The following is a 15,700-nucleotide window of genomic DNA, read 5'->3' as shown; positions in this document are numbered from 1 at the left end:
GGTCCGATAAGAATCAGGCTGTTCCGCAAGCGGCACAAACGCCGCGGATTTCAATCGTCGTCTTGGTTTGCTTGAAACCGTTGTCGGTTGTCCACTGACGGACCCGCTGGGTTATGACGTCGTCGGAAAATTCTGAAACCTGCCCGCATTTCTCGCAAATGGCGAAAGCAGTCATGCCGTGACTATGGCTGTGATTATGGGGATGGGCGCAGGCGACGAAGGCATTGATGCTCTCGAGGCGGTGCACCATGCCATAGTCAAGCAGCTTTTCCAGTGCACGATAGACCTGCAGCGGCGCCCGAAAACCATCACCGCGCAACTGGTCGAGAATCGTATAGGCACTGAGGGGCCCGTCGGCGCGAGACAATGTATTGAAAACCAGCGTCTGGTTTTTTGTCAGCTCATGGGCGGTTGTCATTGCCTTCGGTCTCCTGAAAGTACACTTCCAAGCAGCTATCGCGTGAAACGGCCGCAAACAAGTGTCTTTTCGCTAAAATCTGCTCTCTTTAAAGATAGGCAATGACGGCATTGGCTGCCAGTGGATAAATTAATTTCGCCTGTTCTCAAATTCGCCATTGTTGACTAATGTAATAACATCACATATCGAGACGTCAAGAAAATGCTGGATGGGCGTAGGCGACCGAGTTTCTCCCATCCGGAGCATGCGGATAGACAATGACTGACCAATGCCTGACATTTCGTGACCTTACCCTTGGGTATCGCAGTCACCCCGCCGTTCATCACTTAAGCGGTGTGGTCGAGCGCGGTTCGCTCACGGCCGTCGTCGGTGCGAATGGTTCGGGCAAGTCGACCCTCATGAAGGGCATTGTCGGTGTTCTCAAGCCGATGTCCGGGTCGGTCGTGGTCGAAAAAGGCGTCCGTGTCGCCTACCTTCCGCAGCAATCGGAACTGGACCGGTCCTTTCCGGCCCGTGTCATCGATCTTGTTTCGCTGGGGCTCTGGCCCAAGCGCGGCCTGCTTGGCCGTTTCACCGCCGAGGACCGCGAACAGGTTTCCCGCGCGCTGATGGGCGTCGGGCTGGGCGGCTTTGAAAAGCGCCCCATCGACAGTCTTTCGGGCGGGCAGTTGCAGCGTGCCCTGTTTGCCCGTGTGCTGGTACAGGACGCTGACCTCATTCTGCTGGACGAGCCGTTCAATGCGATCGATGCCAAGACGGTCGGCGATCTCATAGCGCTGATCAAGCGCTGGCATGGCGAAAAGCGCACGATCATGGTTGTGGTTCACGATCTCGATCTGGTGCGGGAGCATTTTCCCGAGACTTTGCTGCTGGCCCGCAAGCCGATTGCCTGGGGCGCTTCCAAAGAGACTCTTCGCGCAGAAAACCTGCTGCATGCCCGGCAGTTTCACGAGGCGTGGACCGAGAGTGCCCCCTGGTGCGAGGATGACGCACAGTCGTCTCCGACCGGTGGCCATAGTCACGATCATGCGCATGATCATAAACACCATGCGCATAATGATGATCATGACCACAGCCGTTCGAGCGGGGCGTGACCCGGATGTATGATTTCCTCATTGCTCCGTTCGTCGACTACAGCTTTATGCAGCGTGCGCTGCTGGGCTCGCTTGCCCTGTCGCTGAGTTCGTGCCCGGTGGGCGTGTTTCTGATGCTGCGGCGGATGAGCCTGACGGGGGATGCCATGTCTCACGCCATCCTGCCCGGCGCCGCTGCGGGTTTCCTGCTCTATGGATTGCAGATCGTACCGATGACCGTTGGTGGGCTGATTGCCGGTGTGATCGTGGCGCTTGGTGCCGGAGCCGTTTCACGCTTTACGATCCAGAAGGAAGACGCCTCCATGGCTGCCTTCTATCTGATATCTCTTGCGCTCGGTGTGATGATCGTTTCCCTGCGCGGGTCGAATGTCGATCTGATGCATGTGCTGTTCGGAACGGTGCTGGCATTGAACAATGATGCATTGAGTCTGATCGGATTGATCAGCGCCGTCAGTGTCGTGACGCTTGGCATATTCTGGCGCGGTCTGGTGGCCGAGTGCCTTGATCCGCTGTTCCTGCGTTCGGTCAGCCGGATCGGCACGCCGGTGCATTTCATTTTTCTGGCACTCGTGGTTCTCAACCTTGTCGGTGGCTTCCAGGCACTCGGGACACTTCTGTCTGTCGGCCTGATGATGCTCCCTGCAGCCGGTGCGCGCTTCTGGACAACCCGTGTTGGCCCCATGTGTGGCGTGGCCATACTGATTGGCATGGCGTCCTGCGTCTCGGGTCTGCTGATTTCCTATCATTTCGCCCTGCCGTCAGGCCCGGCGATTATTCTTTCCGCCGGGGCGATCTACATCGCCTCCATTCTCGTCGGCTCACGCGGCGTTCTCAGTAGCCGCATGCGTTCCCACCGCCACAGAACTGCCTAAACCTAGACAAAGGAGACTACCAATGCGCAAAGCTCTCAAACTTGCTACGGCCTTGAATGTTATACTGTTACTTGGCGCGGGTTCATCCGCCGCTTTTGCTGCTGAGTTGAAGGTGGTTTCAAGTTTCTCGATCATCGAGGATTTTGCCAAAAATGTCGGCGGCGACAAGATTTCGCTCGTCAATCTGGTTGGCCCGAACGGCGACAGCCATGTCTATGAGCCCAAGCCATCGGATGCGGCCGCGCTGGCAAAAGCTGATGTCGTTCTGGTCAACGGTCTCGGATTTGAAGGCTTCCTGCCGCGTCTGGTTGAAGCCAGCGGTACAAAGGCGACCATTGTCGAGCTGACCAAGGGTGTCGAGCCCCTGAAGGCACAGGAAGAGGAAGAAGGTCATGCCGAGGCCGGCGCCGAGCACCATGATCATGGTGCCTTTGATCCGCACGCGTTCCAGTCGATCGCCAACGCCAAGATTTACGTCAAGAATATCGTTGACGCCTTCTGCAGTGCCGACAAGGCGAATTGCGATACGTTCAAGAAGAATGGCGCGGACTATACGAAGAAGCTTGATCAGACCGAGATCGATGTGAAGGCCGGTATTGCTGCGATCCCGGAATCCAAGCGCCTGATCATCACTTCACATGATGCGTTCGGCTATTTCGAACATGCCTATGGGCTGAAGTTCCTTGCCCCTGAAGGCCTGTCGACTGATGCGGAACCATCCGCTGCCGATGTCGTCGCGCTGATCAAACAGGTCAAGGAAGACAAGGCATCCGCGATCTTCGTTGAGAACATCACCAATCCACGGCTGATTGAGCAGATTGCCAGCGAGACCAAATTGAAGGTTGGCGGTACGCTGTTTTCCGATGCCCTTTCCGAGCCGAGCGAAGGTGCCAGCACCTATATCGACATGATGCACCATAATATCAGCGCGTTCAAAAAAGCCATTATCGGCAGCTGATCGACCGAATTGGAAAAAGCGGGGGACGACTCCGCTTTTTTCATTGGCATTGATGTAATGTTATTACATTATATACGCAGGACTCCTACGACGCATGAAGGAACAAGCATGTCACGACATCTGAAAAAAGTGTTGCCCCTCGCCATGGTCTTTGGCTTTGCCGCCTTGCCTGCAATGGCCAACGAGCAGACCGCCTGGCGCGTTTTCGTCTCGGACCATGTGGAGCCGACCGTCCGGGTGCTTGACCCGCAGACGGGCAAAATCACCGACACGTTCAAGGTGAAGGCGCCGGCGGGCCTGTCGCTTTCCGATAGCGGAAAATCGATCTTCGCCGTGCAGCGGGATGGCGGCGAGGTGGCAATCCTGTCGACCGGGATTTCCGTTGAGGACCATGGTGCCCATGGTGATCTCAAGGTGGAGGCGCCGAAGCTGCTCGATCTGAAACTGGAAGGCCAGCGGCCTTCGCATTTCGTCGATCACAACGGCAGTATCGCCCAGTTCTTTGATGGCGACGGCGTGGTCAAGGTTGTCAGGGAGAAAGATATTCTCACGGGCAAGAACGACATTCGCAGTATCAAGCTGGCTTCACCGCATCACGGCGTGGCCATCGCCTTTGGCGACACGGTTCTGGTAACGGAGCCGCATCCGGAAAAGCCGGTGGACGAACTCCCCATCGGGATCAAGGTTCTCGGCGGCGACGGCTATCCGATCGGCTCGCTGCATGCATGCCCTGACCTGCACGGGGAAGCATCATCCGGCAATATTCTGGCCATTGCCTGCAAGACCGGGCTGCTTCTGGTGACATCCGGTTCTGATGCGCCCGAGATCAAGCATCTCGCCTATTCGGCATCGCTGCCGGATGGAAAGATCACCACGCTTCTGGGTGGCAAAGGCCTGCAATATTTCCTGGGCAATTACGGTCAGCAGGCGGTCGTACTGGTGGAGCCGGGTAATGCTGAACCGTTCCGCCGGATCGAACTGCCCGCGCGCCGCGTGCATTTTGCCGTGGATTCGTCGCGCCCGCGGTTCGCCTACATCTTCACCGAGGATGGCCAGCTGCATCAGCTGAACGTCATTACCGCCAAAATCGAAAAGTCGATCCCGCTGACAGAGCCCTACAGCATGGACGGTCACTGGAGCCTGCCGCGGCCGCGCATTGCCGTTGCCGGTGATGAAATCATTGTCAGCGATCCGCTGAAGAGCCGCCTGCACGTGATCAAGGCGGCCGCATTCGAGAAGGACCGCGAAATCGCGCTCGAAGGCAAACCTTTCAATGTCGTGGCCGTTGGCGGCTCTGGCGAAGTTCACGACTGATTTTATCTGGCCTGTCCTTCAGGGACAGGTCATTTTTTGAGGGCAATAGCCATGCAAAACACAGCCATACTCAACCGCCTTCCTGTTACGGTTCTCTCCGGATTTCTCGGAGCCGGCAAGACCACCCTGCTCAATCACATTCTCAACAACCGTGAAGGGCGGCGTGTCGCCGTCATCGTCAACGATATGAGCGAGGTGAATATCGACGCCGCGCTTGTACGCGACGGCGGCGCCAACCTTTCGCGCACGGACGAACAGCTGGTTGAAATGACCAATGGCTGCATCTGCTGCACATTGCGCGACGACCTTCTGCAAGAGGTCGAAGCCTTGGCAAAGCAGGGGCGCTTTGATTATCTGCTGATTGAATCGACCGGTATTTCCGAACCTTTGCCCGTGGCCTCGACCTTTGATTTCCGCGATGAAAATGGTCGCAGTCTGTCCGATGTGGCCAAGCTCGATACGATGGTGACCGTTGTCGATGCGGCCAATCTCCTGAAGGATTATGCCTCGGCGGATTTTCTGAGGGACCGGGGTGAATCGCTGGGTGATGCCGACAACCGGACGCTGGTGGATCTGCTTGTCGACCAGATCGAGTTTGCCGATGTCATCATCCTCAACAAGATTTCCGATTCGTCCCTGTATGACCGCGATCTGGCGCGCAAGATCATCCGGGCACTCAATCCCGATGCAAAGCTGATCGAGACGGACTTTGCCGATGTGCCGCTTAACGAGGTGCTCAATACCGGCCTGTTCGATTTCGACAAGGCACAGGAACACCCGCTCTGGTTCAAGGAGCTGAACGGCTTTGCCGATCATGTGCCGGAGACCGAGGAATATGGTGTTCGTTCTTTCGTTTACCGGGAACGGCGCCCCTTTGACCCTCAGAAGTTCCAGGCATTTCTCGACAAGAACTGGCCGGGGGTTGTCCGCTCCAAAGGTTTTTTCTGGCTGGCGACGCGGCCGGACTATGTCGGTGAACTCAGCCAGGCCGGTGCGCTGGTGCGGGCGGAAAAACGCGGCCTCTGGTGGTCATCGATCCCGCGCAACCGCTGGCCGGAGCACCCGGAGTGGCTGAAATCCATGAAGCCTTATCTGCACAAGATCTGGGGTGACCGGCGGCAGGAGATTGTCTTCATCGGTATGGACCCGATGAATGAGGTGCATCTGCGGGCGCAACTCGATGCCTGTCTGGTGGATGCCGATGAATTCACACCGGGCAAGTGGGAAGATCTGTTTGACCCGTTCCCGAGCTGGGTGCGGCAGGCCGCCTGATTTCGGCCGGATTAATGGGTTTATCGCTGGATATTGAACGATAATGCGACGATTCCACCGTTGGGACGATAGGCCAAATCCATCGGGTTGTGTTTTCGAACGATGTTCCATTCCCGCTCCGGGGTCAGCCGGGGCGGGAATATTTTTTGACACGGATTAATGGGTCCTGACCCTAGATATAGGCGGCGGTCTCGGTCGGTGATATCCGCACCTTGCCTATGTTGCGGCCATCCATTTCAACGATCTCGTACTCGTAATCATCCACTTTCAGCTTCTCGCCCTGGGCGGGAATGTGGCCGAGATTCCACAGGATATAACCGGCAAGCGTCGTGTAGCGGTCGCCATCGTCGACCAGATCACGTTCGATCAGACCACCGAGACGGCGGATGTCTATATAAGCGTCCACGACCATGCTGCCATCGTCTGACCGTTCGAGGATCGGGCTTTCGTCGCCTTCGTCGGGGAAGTCGCCGGCGATTGCTTCGAGAATATCCGTCGGCGTGACAACACCTTCAAACGAGCCATGTTCATCGAGAACGATCGCCATCTGCACCGTCGTTCCGCGCAATTGCTCCATCACGCGCAATACATTGGCATTCTCGTGCAGGATCAATGGCTGGCGGGTTACTTTTTCCCAGTCGATCTTGCCGCCATCGAGAATGGCGAACAGCAGATCCTTGGTCAGGGCGACGCCGACAAACTCGTCGACACGCCCGTGAGCCAGCACCACCCGGCTGTGGGTGAGCGTCCGGATTTCCGCCAGCAACTCTTCGTTTGTCTCGTCAAGGTCGAGCCATTCGACCTCGTTGCGCGGTGACATGATCGAACGCACGGGCCGCTCGACCAGATCGAGCACACCGCGGATCATCTCCTTTTCTTCCGGATGGAAGACCTCACCCGCGGCGGTCTGCTCGGCGATCACATCCAGCGCGTCCGAATGATGGCTCGCATCGCCGGAACGGCCGCCGCCGAGGAGGCGCAAGACCGCACCGGCTGTCCGGTCGCGCAGATCCATCGATGTGATGCGCTTGTCGCGGTTGCGCCGTCCCAGCTGGTTGGCAGCCTCGATCAGAACCGAGAAGCCGATGGCGGCGTAGAGGTAGCCCTTCGGAATATGGAAGCCAAAACCTTCGACGATCAGACTGAAGCCGATCATCATGAGGAAGCCGAGACACAGGATCACCACGGTCGGATGGCGGCTGACAAAGTTCATCAGCGGTTTGGAAGCAAGCATCATGACGCCCACGGCGATCACGACGGCGATCATCATGACTTCCAGATACTTGACCATGCCAACGGCGGTGATCACGCTGTCGAGCGAGAAGACGGCATCGAGAACGACGATCTGGGCAATGACCTGCCAGAACACCGCATGGGCGGTATTGGATTCCTTGGCCGACATATGCCCTTCAAGGCGTTCGTGCAGCTCCATCGTGCCTTTGAACAGCAGGAACAGACCGCCAACAATCAGAATAAGGTCACGTCCGGAGAAGCCGAAACCTGCGACGCTGAAGAGCGGCGTCGTCAACGTTACCACCCAGGAAATGGAAGCGAGCAGCAGCAGGCGCATGATCAGCGCCAGCGAAAGGCCGACCAGACGGGCGCGGTTGCGCTGGCTCGGCGGCAGCTTGTCGGCGAGGATGGCGATGAAGACAAGGTTGTCGATCCCGAGTACGATCTCGAGCACGATCAGCGTGGCGAGACCAATCCAGGCATTGGGGTCGGCAATCCATTCCATTGGGAAGTCGGTTCCTTCTAAGAAATATAGTTAGGGCGCAACATCACGTGCGGATGCGGCTGAAGAAGACAGCGCAAATCCGCCTGCGATGCAGGCCAAATCAGATTTTGGGGAGATGAACGGGAGTTGTTGCTGACGCTGCGTGTGCAGAGTCAGCTTGCTTCGCAAGTCCGGACTTGGAGGCTCTTCAGATTGTTCGTCCGGCATTGATGCGCGGTCAGTCCCTGTTTGACTGGCGTCATTGGTGAAATTTACGGCTGCCAGATGCGCTTATAATGGCAGTCTGCAAGGCCCCGTTCAAGAGGATATGGCGAAAATTCAGCGGGCAGACAGGAAATCTGCCTATCCGGCGAAGCCGCCAGCATCGAGGAATGCCTGTTCTTCCGGCGTGGATTTGCGCCCGAGAATGGCATTGCGGTGGGGAAACCGGCCAAATTGGCGAATAATGTTGTAGTGGTCTTCCGCCCATTCCAGTTGGCTCGGTGCTGATGCCGTATAGAGTTTCACGCAGCGCAGTTGTTCGTCGATGTTCTCCGAATGCATGAACGGGAGATAGAGAAAGCCGCGCACCGACGGCTCGAGGGAAATGTCATGCCCCTTCTCGAGTACTTCCCCTGCATAGTGGCGGGCAAGTGAATCCGTTGCATACATGTGGCCGGTGCCGCGAAAGCAATTGCGCGGAAACTGGTCGAGCAGGATCATCAGGGCCAGCGCCCCTTCGGCGGTTTCGGTCCAGCTGTCATACTCGCGGCGGGCGGCAGCAAAATGCCTGTCGAGAAAGGTCTGGCGGAATGTTTCATCAAACGCCTCATCCTTTTTGAACCAGGCATCGGGTCCGGCCTTGCGCCAGAAGCTCACGATGCCGTCGATGATCGCCTGATCCGTTTCAGCCATTGTGTTTCCTCCTTATTGACAGTCAGTTTGCGGTATCAGCCGTTTGGGCGGCGGGCAGTACGCGCGCGGTTTCCTCGCTCAGGGCTCGTCCCGATTGGCGTGGTTTGACCAGCGGTCCGGGAACCGGCGCATTGCCTTTCATCAGATCATTGCCAGCGCGTATTCCACCCGCAAGCTGCAGGTCGAGGCGGTCCGCATCACGCCGCCGCACATCCTCGATGATTTCTGCGGCTTCCTCCGGCGTAACGCCAAGCCCGACAAGCGTGTTTTCGCCGAACGACAGGGCGGACTCGAATGTCTCCCGGATCTGATAATCGACACCGGCCTTGATGAGTGCCAGCGTATTGCCACGATCGAATGAGCGCGCATAGATCTGCACGAGGGGATATTCCGCTTTGATATGCTGGGCGATGGCAAGACTGGTGTCGGCCTTGTCGACGCAGATCAGGACCGCCTGCGCACGCCCCGCACCGGCGGCATGCAGAATGTCGAGACGTGTGCCATCGCCGTAATAGACCTTGAAACCGAATTCCGCGGCCGCCTGGATCATCTCGATGTCATTGTCGATAATCGAGACGTCGACACCGCGTATCAGCAGGGGCTGGCTGGCGATCTGGCCAAACCGGCCAAAGCCGATGATGAGCACACTGCCGGTCAGGCCCTCGGCCACGTCAACACCATCCAGAGATTGCTTTTCGCGTGGCAGGATATACCGCAGGCCGATGATGGCAATCGGGGTCAGCACCATGGAAATGATGATGATGGCCGTCAGCATGGCGTTGGCGCGGCCATCGAGAATGCCGACGGATGTGGCGGTGGAGTAAAGCACGAAGGCGAATTCGCCGCCCTGGGCCATGACAACGGCACGCTCCAGCGCTTCCGAATGGCTGGATTTCATCAGGCGGGCGACGATGTAGATCGCAATGGCCTTCACCACCATGAAGGCGACGACATAAAAAAGAACAGTCTGCCAGTTTGCGGCGACGACGCTGAGATCAAGCGACATGCCGACCGCAAGAAAGAACAGGCCCAGCAATATGCCGCGGAAGGGTTCCACATCGGCTTCAAGCTGGTGCCGAAAGGTGGATTCGGACAGGAGTACGCCGGCAAGGAAAGCGCCCATCGCCATGGAGAGGCCGCTGACCTGCATGACCAGCGCTGCGCCGAGCACGACCAGCAGGGCTGCTGCGGTCATGACTTCGCGCGCCCGGGATTGGGCGAGAAAGCCGAAGAGGGGGTTGAGCAGGTAACGGCCTGCCACGATTAGGCCGACCACAGCGCCAACGCCGATGCCGATATCCATCCAGCGCAGCCCTGTCGGCGGAGCGTCAGTGGCGGCTATCGGTGCAAGAAAGGCGACAAGGGCGAGGAGGGGAACGATGGCGAGGTCTTCAAGCAGCAGGATTGAGACCATGCGCTGGCCCTTGGTGCTTGACATCTCGCCGCGCTCTTCCAGCAGCTGCATGACGATGGCGGTGGAGGTCAGGACGAACCCGGCTCCGGCAACAAAGGATATGGCAACGGGAAAACCGGTAGCGATGCCGACACCGGTGAGCAGCAGGGCGCAAACACCCACCTGCAGGGCGCCAAGGCCGAAAATCTCCTTGCGCAGGCCCCAGAGCCGCGACGGCTGCATTTCAAGGCCGATGATGAACAGGAACATGACGACGCCGAGTTCGGCGACATGCAGGATCGTCTGCGGGTCGGAGAAGAATTTCAGACCGAAGGGTCCGATCACCAGTCCGGCAGCGAGGTAGCCGAGGACAGAGCCAAGTCCGAGCCGCTTGAAGACCGGTACAGCGATAACGCCTGCACCCAAAAGCACGACAGCACTCAGAAGGTCCGGTCCGTGAAGCTCCGCTGCCATTGTATCTCCCGCTATTGTTTGTGATGCCTGGTAGCAGAGGTAAAGCGCATGGGGCTGGCAGGCAAGGGCTTTGACGGCGGGGAGGAGTATTCACCCCCTCTGCCCTGTCGGGCAGAGGGGGTGATAAACAACCGATAGCTACAGCTTCCACACTCGCTTTGCATTGCCGGAAAACAGCTTGGTCTTTTCGCTCTCGCTGCATCCGGACAGCAGTGCATGGGTTGCCGCGACCCATGTTGCAAGGCCGCCGCCCAGCGTGCAGACAGGCCAGTCGCTGCCCCAGACAATCCGGTCCCAGCCGAAGCTGTCTATGACATGATGCACATAGGGTTTCAGCGTCGCGGCGCTCCATTGCCCGTCGGCATAGGCGACCACGCCGGAGATTTTCGCGATGACATTCGACCGCTTGGCGATCTCCGTGATCCTGCCGTGCCATGTCTCGAAATCATTGCCTTTGATATCGGGCACGCCGCAGTGATCGAGGATGAACGTCACGTCAGGCGCGAGATCAACCAGAGCGATTGCCTTGTCCATCTGGCGCGGCAAGACACAGAGATCGAAGGTCAGGCCGGAGCCGCCAATGCGTCCGATATTCTCGCGGAAGAGGGCGCCCTCGGAGAGTTCATCCGGCATGGTATGCAGAATACGGCGGAAACCTTTGATAAATGAATTGGCTTTCTGCTGCTCAAGATAAGACGCGAAGCCGTCGTCCTCTGGGCGGCATGCGGCAATTGCCCCGGCGATCAGGCTGTTTTCGCGCTTCGACAGCCCGGCAACATAATCGATTTCCGTCTGGATTTCGGCTGGAGCAACGTCCACCTCCATGTGCAGGGCCTGGACTATTCCGGCGCGGCGGGCCTGAAGGGCATAATCCTCGTAGAGAAAGTCACGGTTGAGTGCCTCGACACCGGATAGCCATGGATAGTGCAGGGCTGACTGGTCGATAAGGTGGAGATGCGTATCAATCAACATGCAGAAATCTCTCCCGTCTACGTATGCTTCACAACGCTGGAATGGATGACGTCGGCACCCGCCAGTTCTGACAGTTTTTGCGCCGTTGTCACCAGCATCTCGCGAGCCTCATCCACATCGGGCGCGTCGGGGATATTCAGGAGCTTGATATAGGGGCAGGTCAAGGCGGCGATGGAGCGGCCGTCCGGTCCGAGAATAGGCGCGGAAATATTGAACACACCTGCCGTTTGGGCGCTGGGCATGATCTCATAACCGCGCTCGCGGATATGGTCGAGACGCTCGCGAAAATCGGATGGCTGCGCAATGTCATCGGCATGTTTTTCGTATTCAGCGATCATCATCGCGCGTTCCTCGTCGGAACGGAATGCCAGAAGAACATGACCGGAGCCAGTGTTGAACAGGCTGATATGAGAGCCGACGCGGATGGAGATGCCCCAATAGTCGGGCGCTTCCTGCTGGGCAATGACGACGGCGGCGCCTCGGTCGAAGACACTGAGCTGGTTGGCCTGCTTGGTCAGCACCGCCAGGTCGCGCATCAGCGGTGTGGCATAGGATGCGAGCCGTCGAACGGGGGCATGAAGCTGGGCGAGGCCGAAGAGCTTCAATGTCAGGGAATAGCGATCACCCTCAAGCCGCGTGACATAGCCGCGCCGGACGAGCCGGTCCAGCATGCGGTAGAACTCATTGGGGCTGCGGCCCAGATGTTTGGCGATTTCAGCCTGGGTGAGACCGCCATCGATTCCCGAAAGCAGCTCGAGAATGTCCAATCCCTTGTCGAGTGCCGGGGCGCGATACCGGTCGCTGTCGTCTTCTTCTAACATGGCTATCCCCTCGTTTCACTCAATGCATATACGAAGATTATCTTCATAGGAAAGCGTTTCCGCGCTTGACGGTCAAGCCGCATAATGTTTGTATATGAATGACACGCCCATATATGGGTGAAAGAAAGTGCCGGGAGGCGGCACTGTGGGATCGGGAGGAATAACATGAAGAAGCTTTTGGCCAGTGTTTCGGCGGGTGCCATCGCGCTTTTGAGTACAAGTTTTGCCATTGGCGCGGAGTTGCCGGGCAAGTTTGAAGGCGTGACCATCGATGCCAAGCTTATCGGCGGACAGCAGTATGAACCGCTTTACGAGCGTATCGGCGAGTGGGAAAAGCTGACCGGTGCCAAGGTCAACATCCTGTCGAAGAAGAATCACTTCGAGCTCGACAAGGAGATCAAGTCAGACATCGCTTCGGGCAGTCTGAAATGGTGCGTCGGTTCAAACCACTCCTCCTTTGCGCCGCAATATCCCGATATCTATACGGATCTGACGCAGCTTATTCCCGCCGAGGAAATTGCAGCTTTCGTTCCCGCCAACATCAAGGCCTCGACGCTTGACGGCAAGCTTGTCATGCTGCCGCGCGCCCAGTTCGATGTTTCGGCGCTGTATTATCAGAAGAGCATCTATGCCGATGAAGCCAACAAGACGGCGTTCAAGGCAAAGTATGGTTATGATCTGACGCCGCCGGATACCTGGCAGCAGGTGTCGGACCAGGCGCTGTTCTTCACCAAGGCGCCGGATTTCTACGGCACGCAGTTTGCCGGCAAGGAAGAGGCGATCAACGGCCGATTCTATGAAATGCTGGTTGCCGAGGGTGGTGAGTACATCGACAAGGACGGCAAACCCGCCTTCAATTCGCCAGCAGGCGTCAAGGCGCTCGACTGGTTCGTCAATCTCTACAAGGCCAAGGCAGTTCCCGCCGGAACAACCAACTATCTCTGGGATGATCTCGGCCAGGGCTTTGCCTCTGGTTCCATCGCCATCAATCTGGACTGGCCGGGCTGGGCAACGTTCTTCAACGACCCGAAATCCTCCAAGGTCGCGGGAAATGTTGGCGTCAAGGTGCAGCCGGCTGGGTCTTCCGGCAAGCGGACCGGCTGGTCCGGCAGTCACGGTTTCTCGGTGACCGAGGCCTGCGCCAACAAGGAAGCAGCCGCTTCCCTCGTCTGGTGGCTGACGAATGAAGACAGCCAGAAGCTGGAAGCCAAGGCTGGTCCATTGCCGACGCGCACGGCTGTCTGGGCCTGGGATATCGAGCAGGCCAAGGGCGATGCCTACAAGACCGAAGTTCTGGCCGCTTTCCAGGAAGCAGCGAAGAACGCTTTCCCGGTTCCGCCACTTGCCGAATGGATCGAGATTTCCAACGCTGTCTATCCGGAACTGCAGGCTGCCATTCTTGGGGACAAGACCTCCAAGGAAGCACTCGACACCGCTGCCCAGAAGGCAACCGACATCCTGAAGGATGCCGGCAAGCTCTGATGCGATTTGAGATGGGGCATTGAATATCTACCCCCCTCTGCCCTGTCGGGCATCTCCCCCGCAAGGGGGGAGATCAGCCTTCACCGTGGTTTCGAATAGTCCTGAGATGTTGCAATAAAAGCGAAAGTGTTGATGTCGATGTGATCTCCCCCCTGCGGGGGAGATGGGCGACAGCCCAGAGGGGGGTGACGCATGACACTTACCCGAGAACAGAGATTAAAAGGCCCATATTCCAGATGAAATTTCCCAAACTATCAGCGCCGACGCTCCTGCTGTTGCCTGCGATCATCGTTCTGGCTGCGGTCATCGTCCTGCCATTGCTGTTTTCGCTCTATTCCAGTTTTACGCCGTTCCGGCTGACCAAGCCTGAGACGATCTGGATTTTCATCGGTTTCCGCAATTATGTGAGTGCGCTAACCAATATGGAATTCTGGACGGCGTTCGGGCGCACTGTCCTGCTTCTGACCGTGGCGCTGAATGCGGAGATGTTTCTCGGTCTCGGGCTTGCCATGCTGGTCAACAAGGCGACGCGTGGCCAGCGCCTTTTGCGCACGCTGATGATGTTCCCGATGATGTTCTCGCCGGTGCTCGTCGGGTTCCAGTTCAAGTTCCTGTTCAATGACAATATCGGCTTCGTCAACAATGTGCTGCAGTCGCTGGGGATAACCACATCGGCCATACCGTGGCTGATCGACGGCAATCTCGCGCTGTTCTCCATCATCGTCGCCGAGGTCTGGTCCTCGACTTCGGTTTTCGCGATCCTGATCCTGGCTGGTCTGCTTGCCATGCCGCAGGAGCCTGTCGAGGCGGCGCGTGTCGACGGCTGCACGCCGTGGCAGACCTTCCGCTATGTCACCTGGCCCTATCTCATGCCATTCGCAATGATCGCCATGACCATTCGGTCGCTCGACGTGGCCCGCGCCTACGACATCGTCAAGATCATGACCGATGGCGGTCCCGCCAAGCGCACGGAGCTTTTGTGGACGCTGGTCGGCCGGACGGCCTACAGCGATGCGCGCATGGGTATGGCCAATGCCATGGCCTATATCTCGATCCTGCTCTCCATCGTGTTCACCGTGTATTTCTTCAGAAAGCTCGCAGCTGCGCGCCAGCAAATCGGAGCGGAGTGGTAAGATGGACAACAACGCACATCGCCTCAAGCGCCGCGGTCTGAAAGCCCTGCATCTCGTCGGTCTGTTTCTTGCCATGCTGGTTATCTGCCTGCCAGGCCTGTGGATCGTGTTGAATTCACTGCGCCCGACGGTGGAAATCATGGCCAAGCCGCCCGTCTGGATTCCGCAGGATATTTCGCTCGATGCCTACCGCAATATGTTCGGCGGTGCCGGGCAGGGCGGCATTCCGGTCTGGGAGTATTTCCGCAATTCGCTGATCATTTCTGTTACCTCGACCATCATTGCGCTCATCATCGGCATGGCTGGCGGCTATGCGTTTGCCCGTTACAAATTCAAGGGCAAGTCGGCGATCTTTCTCGGCTTCATGCTGACCCGCGCGGTGCCCGGCATTGCGTTGTCGCTGCCGCTGTTCATGATCTTCGCCCGCCTCAATATTATCGACACCCACTTTTCCATGATCCTGATCTATGTGGCCCTCAATGTGCCTTTCACGATCTGGCTCATCGACGGTTTCTTCCGTCAGGTGCCGAAGGATCTGGCGGAGGCCGCGCAGATCGACGGCTGCACGCGCTGGCAGGCTTTCTGGCAGGTGGAATTTCCGCTGGCCGGCCCGGGTATTGCATCCGCCGGTATTTTTGCCTTCCTTACCTCGTGGAATGAATATGCGCTGGCAGCGCAGATCACCCGCTCGGTCAATTCGAAGACACTTCCCGTTGGGCTGCTCGACTATACGTCGGAATTCACCATTGACTGGCGCGGCATGTGCGCGCTTGCCGTGGTCATGATCGTTCCGGCGCTGACACTCACATTCATCATTCAAAAGCATCTTGTGTCCGGACTGACGTTCGGCGCGGTGAAAGGTTAA

General features: G+C 57.8%; 14 protein-coding genes. 8 read left to right on the top strand and 6 right to left on the bottom strand.

Annotated features, from left to right (window positions below):
- Positions 1 to 13 precede the first annotated feature (13 nt).
- Positions 14 to 418 carry a Fur family transcriptional regulator gene (locus FHW16_RS23625; RefSeq protein WP_182551747.1) on the bottom strand — a complete coding sequence of 135 codons (405 nt, stop codon included), beginning with the start codon at positions 416 to 418 and terminating at the stop codon, positions 14 to 16.
- 257 nt (positions 419 to 675) lie between these two features.
- On the opposite strand from FHW16_RS23625, the gene aztA reads away from it, so the two are divergent.
- The 5 genes from aztA (at position 676) to zigA (ending at position 5,928) form a co-directional block, all read left to right on the top strand.
- A complete protein-coding gene (aztA, locus tag FHW16_RS23620; protein WP_182551746.1) occupies positions 676 to 1,512 on the top strand; it encodes a zinc ABC transporter ATP-binding protein AztA in 837 nt (278 codons plus the stop codon).
- A gap of 5 nt (positions 1,513 to 1,517) precedes the next feature.
- Positions 1,518 to 2,384 carry a zinc ABC transporter permease AztB gene (gene aztB / locus FHW16_RS23615; protein ID WP_182551834.1) on the top strand — a complete coding sequence of 289 codons (867 nt, stop codon included), beginning with the start codon at positions 1,518 to 1,520 and terminating at the stop codon, positions 2,382 to 2,384.
- A gap of 22 nt (positions 2,385 to 2,406) precedes the next feature.
- Entirely contained in the window at positions 2,407 to 3,342 is a 936-nt protein-coding gene (aztC, locus tag FHW16_RS23610) for a zinc ABC transporter substrate-binding protein AztC (protein WP_182551745.1), read from the top strand.
- A gap of 108 nt (positions 3,343 to 3,450) precedes the next feature.
- A complete protein-coding gene (gene aztD, locus FHW16_RS23605) occupies positions 3,451 to 4,656 on the top strand; it encodes a zinc metallochaperone AztD (protein ID WP_246711925.1) in 1,206 nt (401 codons plus the stop codon).
- A gap of 66 nt (positions 4,657 to 4,722) precedes the next feature.
- On the top strand, positions 4,723 to 5,928 hold the full coding sequence (zigA, locus tag FHW16_RS23600; protein ID WP_182551832.1) for a zinc metallochaperone GTPase ZigA: 1,206 nt from the start codon (positions 4,723 to 4,725) through the stop codon (positions 5,926 to 5,928).
- 172 nt (positions 5,929 to 6,100) lie between these two features.
- Here the strand turns inward: zigA and FHW16_RS23595 are convergent, their stop codons facing one another.
- The 5 genes from FHW16_RS23595 to FHW16_RS23575 all read right to left on the bottom strand — a co-directional run bounded on the left by FHW16_RS23595 (position 6,101) and on the right by FHW16_RS23575 (position 12,220).
- Complete coding sequence (locus tag FHW16_RS23595) at positions 6,101 to 7,666, bottom strand: TerC family protein (protein ID WP_182551744.1); 1,566 nt, start codon at positions 7,664 to 7,666, stop codon at positions 6,101 to 6,103.
- A gap of 342 nt (positions 7,667 to 8,008) precedes the next feature.
- Entirely contained in the window at positions 8,009 to 8,560 is a 552-nt protein-coding gene (locus FHW16_RS23590; RefSeq protein WP_182551743.1) for a DUF924 family protein, read from the bottom strand.
- 22 nt (positions 8,561 to 8,582) lie between these two features.
- Positions 8,583 to 10,427 (bottom strand): monovalent cation:proton antiporter-2 (CPA2) family protein, encoded by a 1,845-nt coding sequence (locus tag FHW16_RS23585; RefSeq protein WP_182551742.1) that lies wholly within the window; start codon positions 10,425 to 10,427, stop codon positions 8,583 to 8,585.
- Positions 10,428 to 10,565: 138 nt separating this feature from the next.
- A complete protein-coding gene (locus FHW16_RS23580; protein ID WP_182551741.1) occupies positions 10,566 to 11,399 on the bottom strand; it encodes an amidohydrolase family protein in 834 nt (277 codons plus the stop codon).
- Positions 11,400 to 11,416: 17 nt separating this feature from the next.
- The gene (locus FHW16_RS23575) at positions 11,417 to 12,220 is read right to left on the bottom strand and encodes an IclR family transcriptional regulator (protein ID WP_182551740.1); all 804 of its coding nucleotides are present in this window, start codon (positions 12,218 to 12,220) and stop codon (positions 11,417 to 11,419) included.
- A 165-nt stretch (positions 12,221 to 12,385) separates the two neighbouring features.
- On the opposite strand from FHW16_RS23575, the gene FHW16_RS23570 reads away from it, so the two are divergent.
- The 3 genes from FHW16_RS23570 to FHW16_RS23560 all read left to right on the top strand — a co-directional run bounded on the left by FHW16_RS23570 (position 12,386) and on the right by FHW16_RS23560 (position 15,700).
- Complete coding sequence (locus tag FHW16_RS23570) at positions 12,386 to 13,702, top strand: ABC transporter substrate-binding protein (RefSeq protein ID WP_182551739.1); 1,317 nt, start codon at positions 12,386 to 12,388, stop codon at positions 13,700 to 13,702.
- Between the two features lie 236 nt (positions 13,703 to 13,938).
- A complete protein-coding gene (locus tag FHW16_RS23565) occupies positions 13,939 to 14,835 on the top strand; it encodes a carbohydrate ABC transporter permease (RefSeq protein WP_182551738.1) in 897 nt (298 codons plus the stop codon).
- 1 nt (position 14,836) lies between these two features.
- The gene (locus tag FHW16_RS23560) at positions 14,837 to 15,700 is read left to right on the top strand and encodes a carbohydrate ABC transporter permease (protein WP_182551737.1); all 864 of its coding nucleotides are present in this window, start codon (positions 14,837 to 14,839) and stop codon (positions 15,698 to 15,700) included.

The organism is Phyllobacterium myrsinacearum (assembly GCF_014138285.1).
In the GTDB taxonomy this organism is placed as follows: domain Bacteria; phylum Pseudomonadota; class Alphaproteobacteria; order Rhizobiales; family Rhizobiaceae; genus Phyllobacterium; species Phyllobacterium myrsinacearum_A.
This window is presented reverse-complemented; position numbering and strand designations above follow the sequence as displayed.

What these genes read in the sequence shown, in the direction of transcription:
- FHW16_RS23625 (WP_182551747.1), bottom strand. Translation starts at nt 418, where the DNA reads ATGACAACCGCCCATGAGCTGACAAAAAACCAGACGCTGGTTTTCAAT.
- aztA (WP_182551746.1), top strand. Translation starts at nt 676, where the DNA reads ATGACTGACCAATGCCTGACATTTCGTGACCTTACCCTTGGGTATCGC.
- aztB (WP_182551834.1), top strand. Translation starts at nt 1,518, where the DNA reads ATGTATGATTTCCTCATTGCTCCGTTCGTCGACTACAGCTTTATGCAG.
- aztC (WP_182551745.1), top strand. Translation starts at nt 2,407, where the DNA reads ATGCGCAAAGCTCTCAAACTTGCTACGGCCTTGAATGTTATACTGTTA.
- aztD (WP_246711925.1), top strand. Translation starts at nt 3,451, where the DNA reads ATGTCACGACATCTGAAAAAAGTGTTGCCCCTCGCCATGGTCTTTGGC.
- FHW16_RS23595 (WP_182551744.1), bottom strand. Translation starts at nt 7,666, where the DNA reads ATGGAATGGATTGCCGACCCCAATGCCTGGATTGGTCTCGCCACGCTG.
- FHW16_RS23590 (WP_182551743.1), bottom strand. Translation starts at nt 8,560, where the DNA reads ATGGCTGAAACGGATCAGGCGATCATCGACGGCATCGTGAGCTTCTGG.
- FHW16_RS23585 (WP_182551742.1), bottom strand. Translation starts at nt 10,427, where the DNA reads ATGGCAGCGGAGCTTCACGGACCGGACCTTCTGAGTGCTGTCGTGCTT.
- FHW16_RS23580 (WP_182551741.1), bottom strand. Translation starts at nt 11,399, where the DNA reads ATGTTGATTGATACGCATCTCCACCTTATCGACCAGTCAGCCCTGCAC.
- FHW16_RS23575 (WP_182551740.1), bottom strand. Translation starts at nt 12,220, where the DNA reads ATGTTAGAAGAAGACGACAGCGACCGGTATCGCGCCCCGGCACTCGAC.
- FHW16_RS23570 (WP_182551739.1), top strand. Translation starts at nt 12,386, where the DNA reads ATGAAGAAGCTTTTGGCCAGTGTTTCGGCGGGTGCCATCGCGCTTTTG.
- FHW16_RS23565 (WP_182551738.1), top strand. Translation starts at nt 13,939, where the DNA reads ATGAAATTTCCCAAACTATCAGCGCCGACGCTCCTGCTGTTGCCTGCG.
- FHW16_RS23560 (WP_182551737.1), top strand. Translation starts at nt 14,837, where the DNA reads ATGGACAACAACGCACATCGCCTCAAGCGCCGCGGTCTGAAAGCCCTG.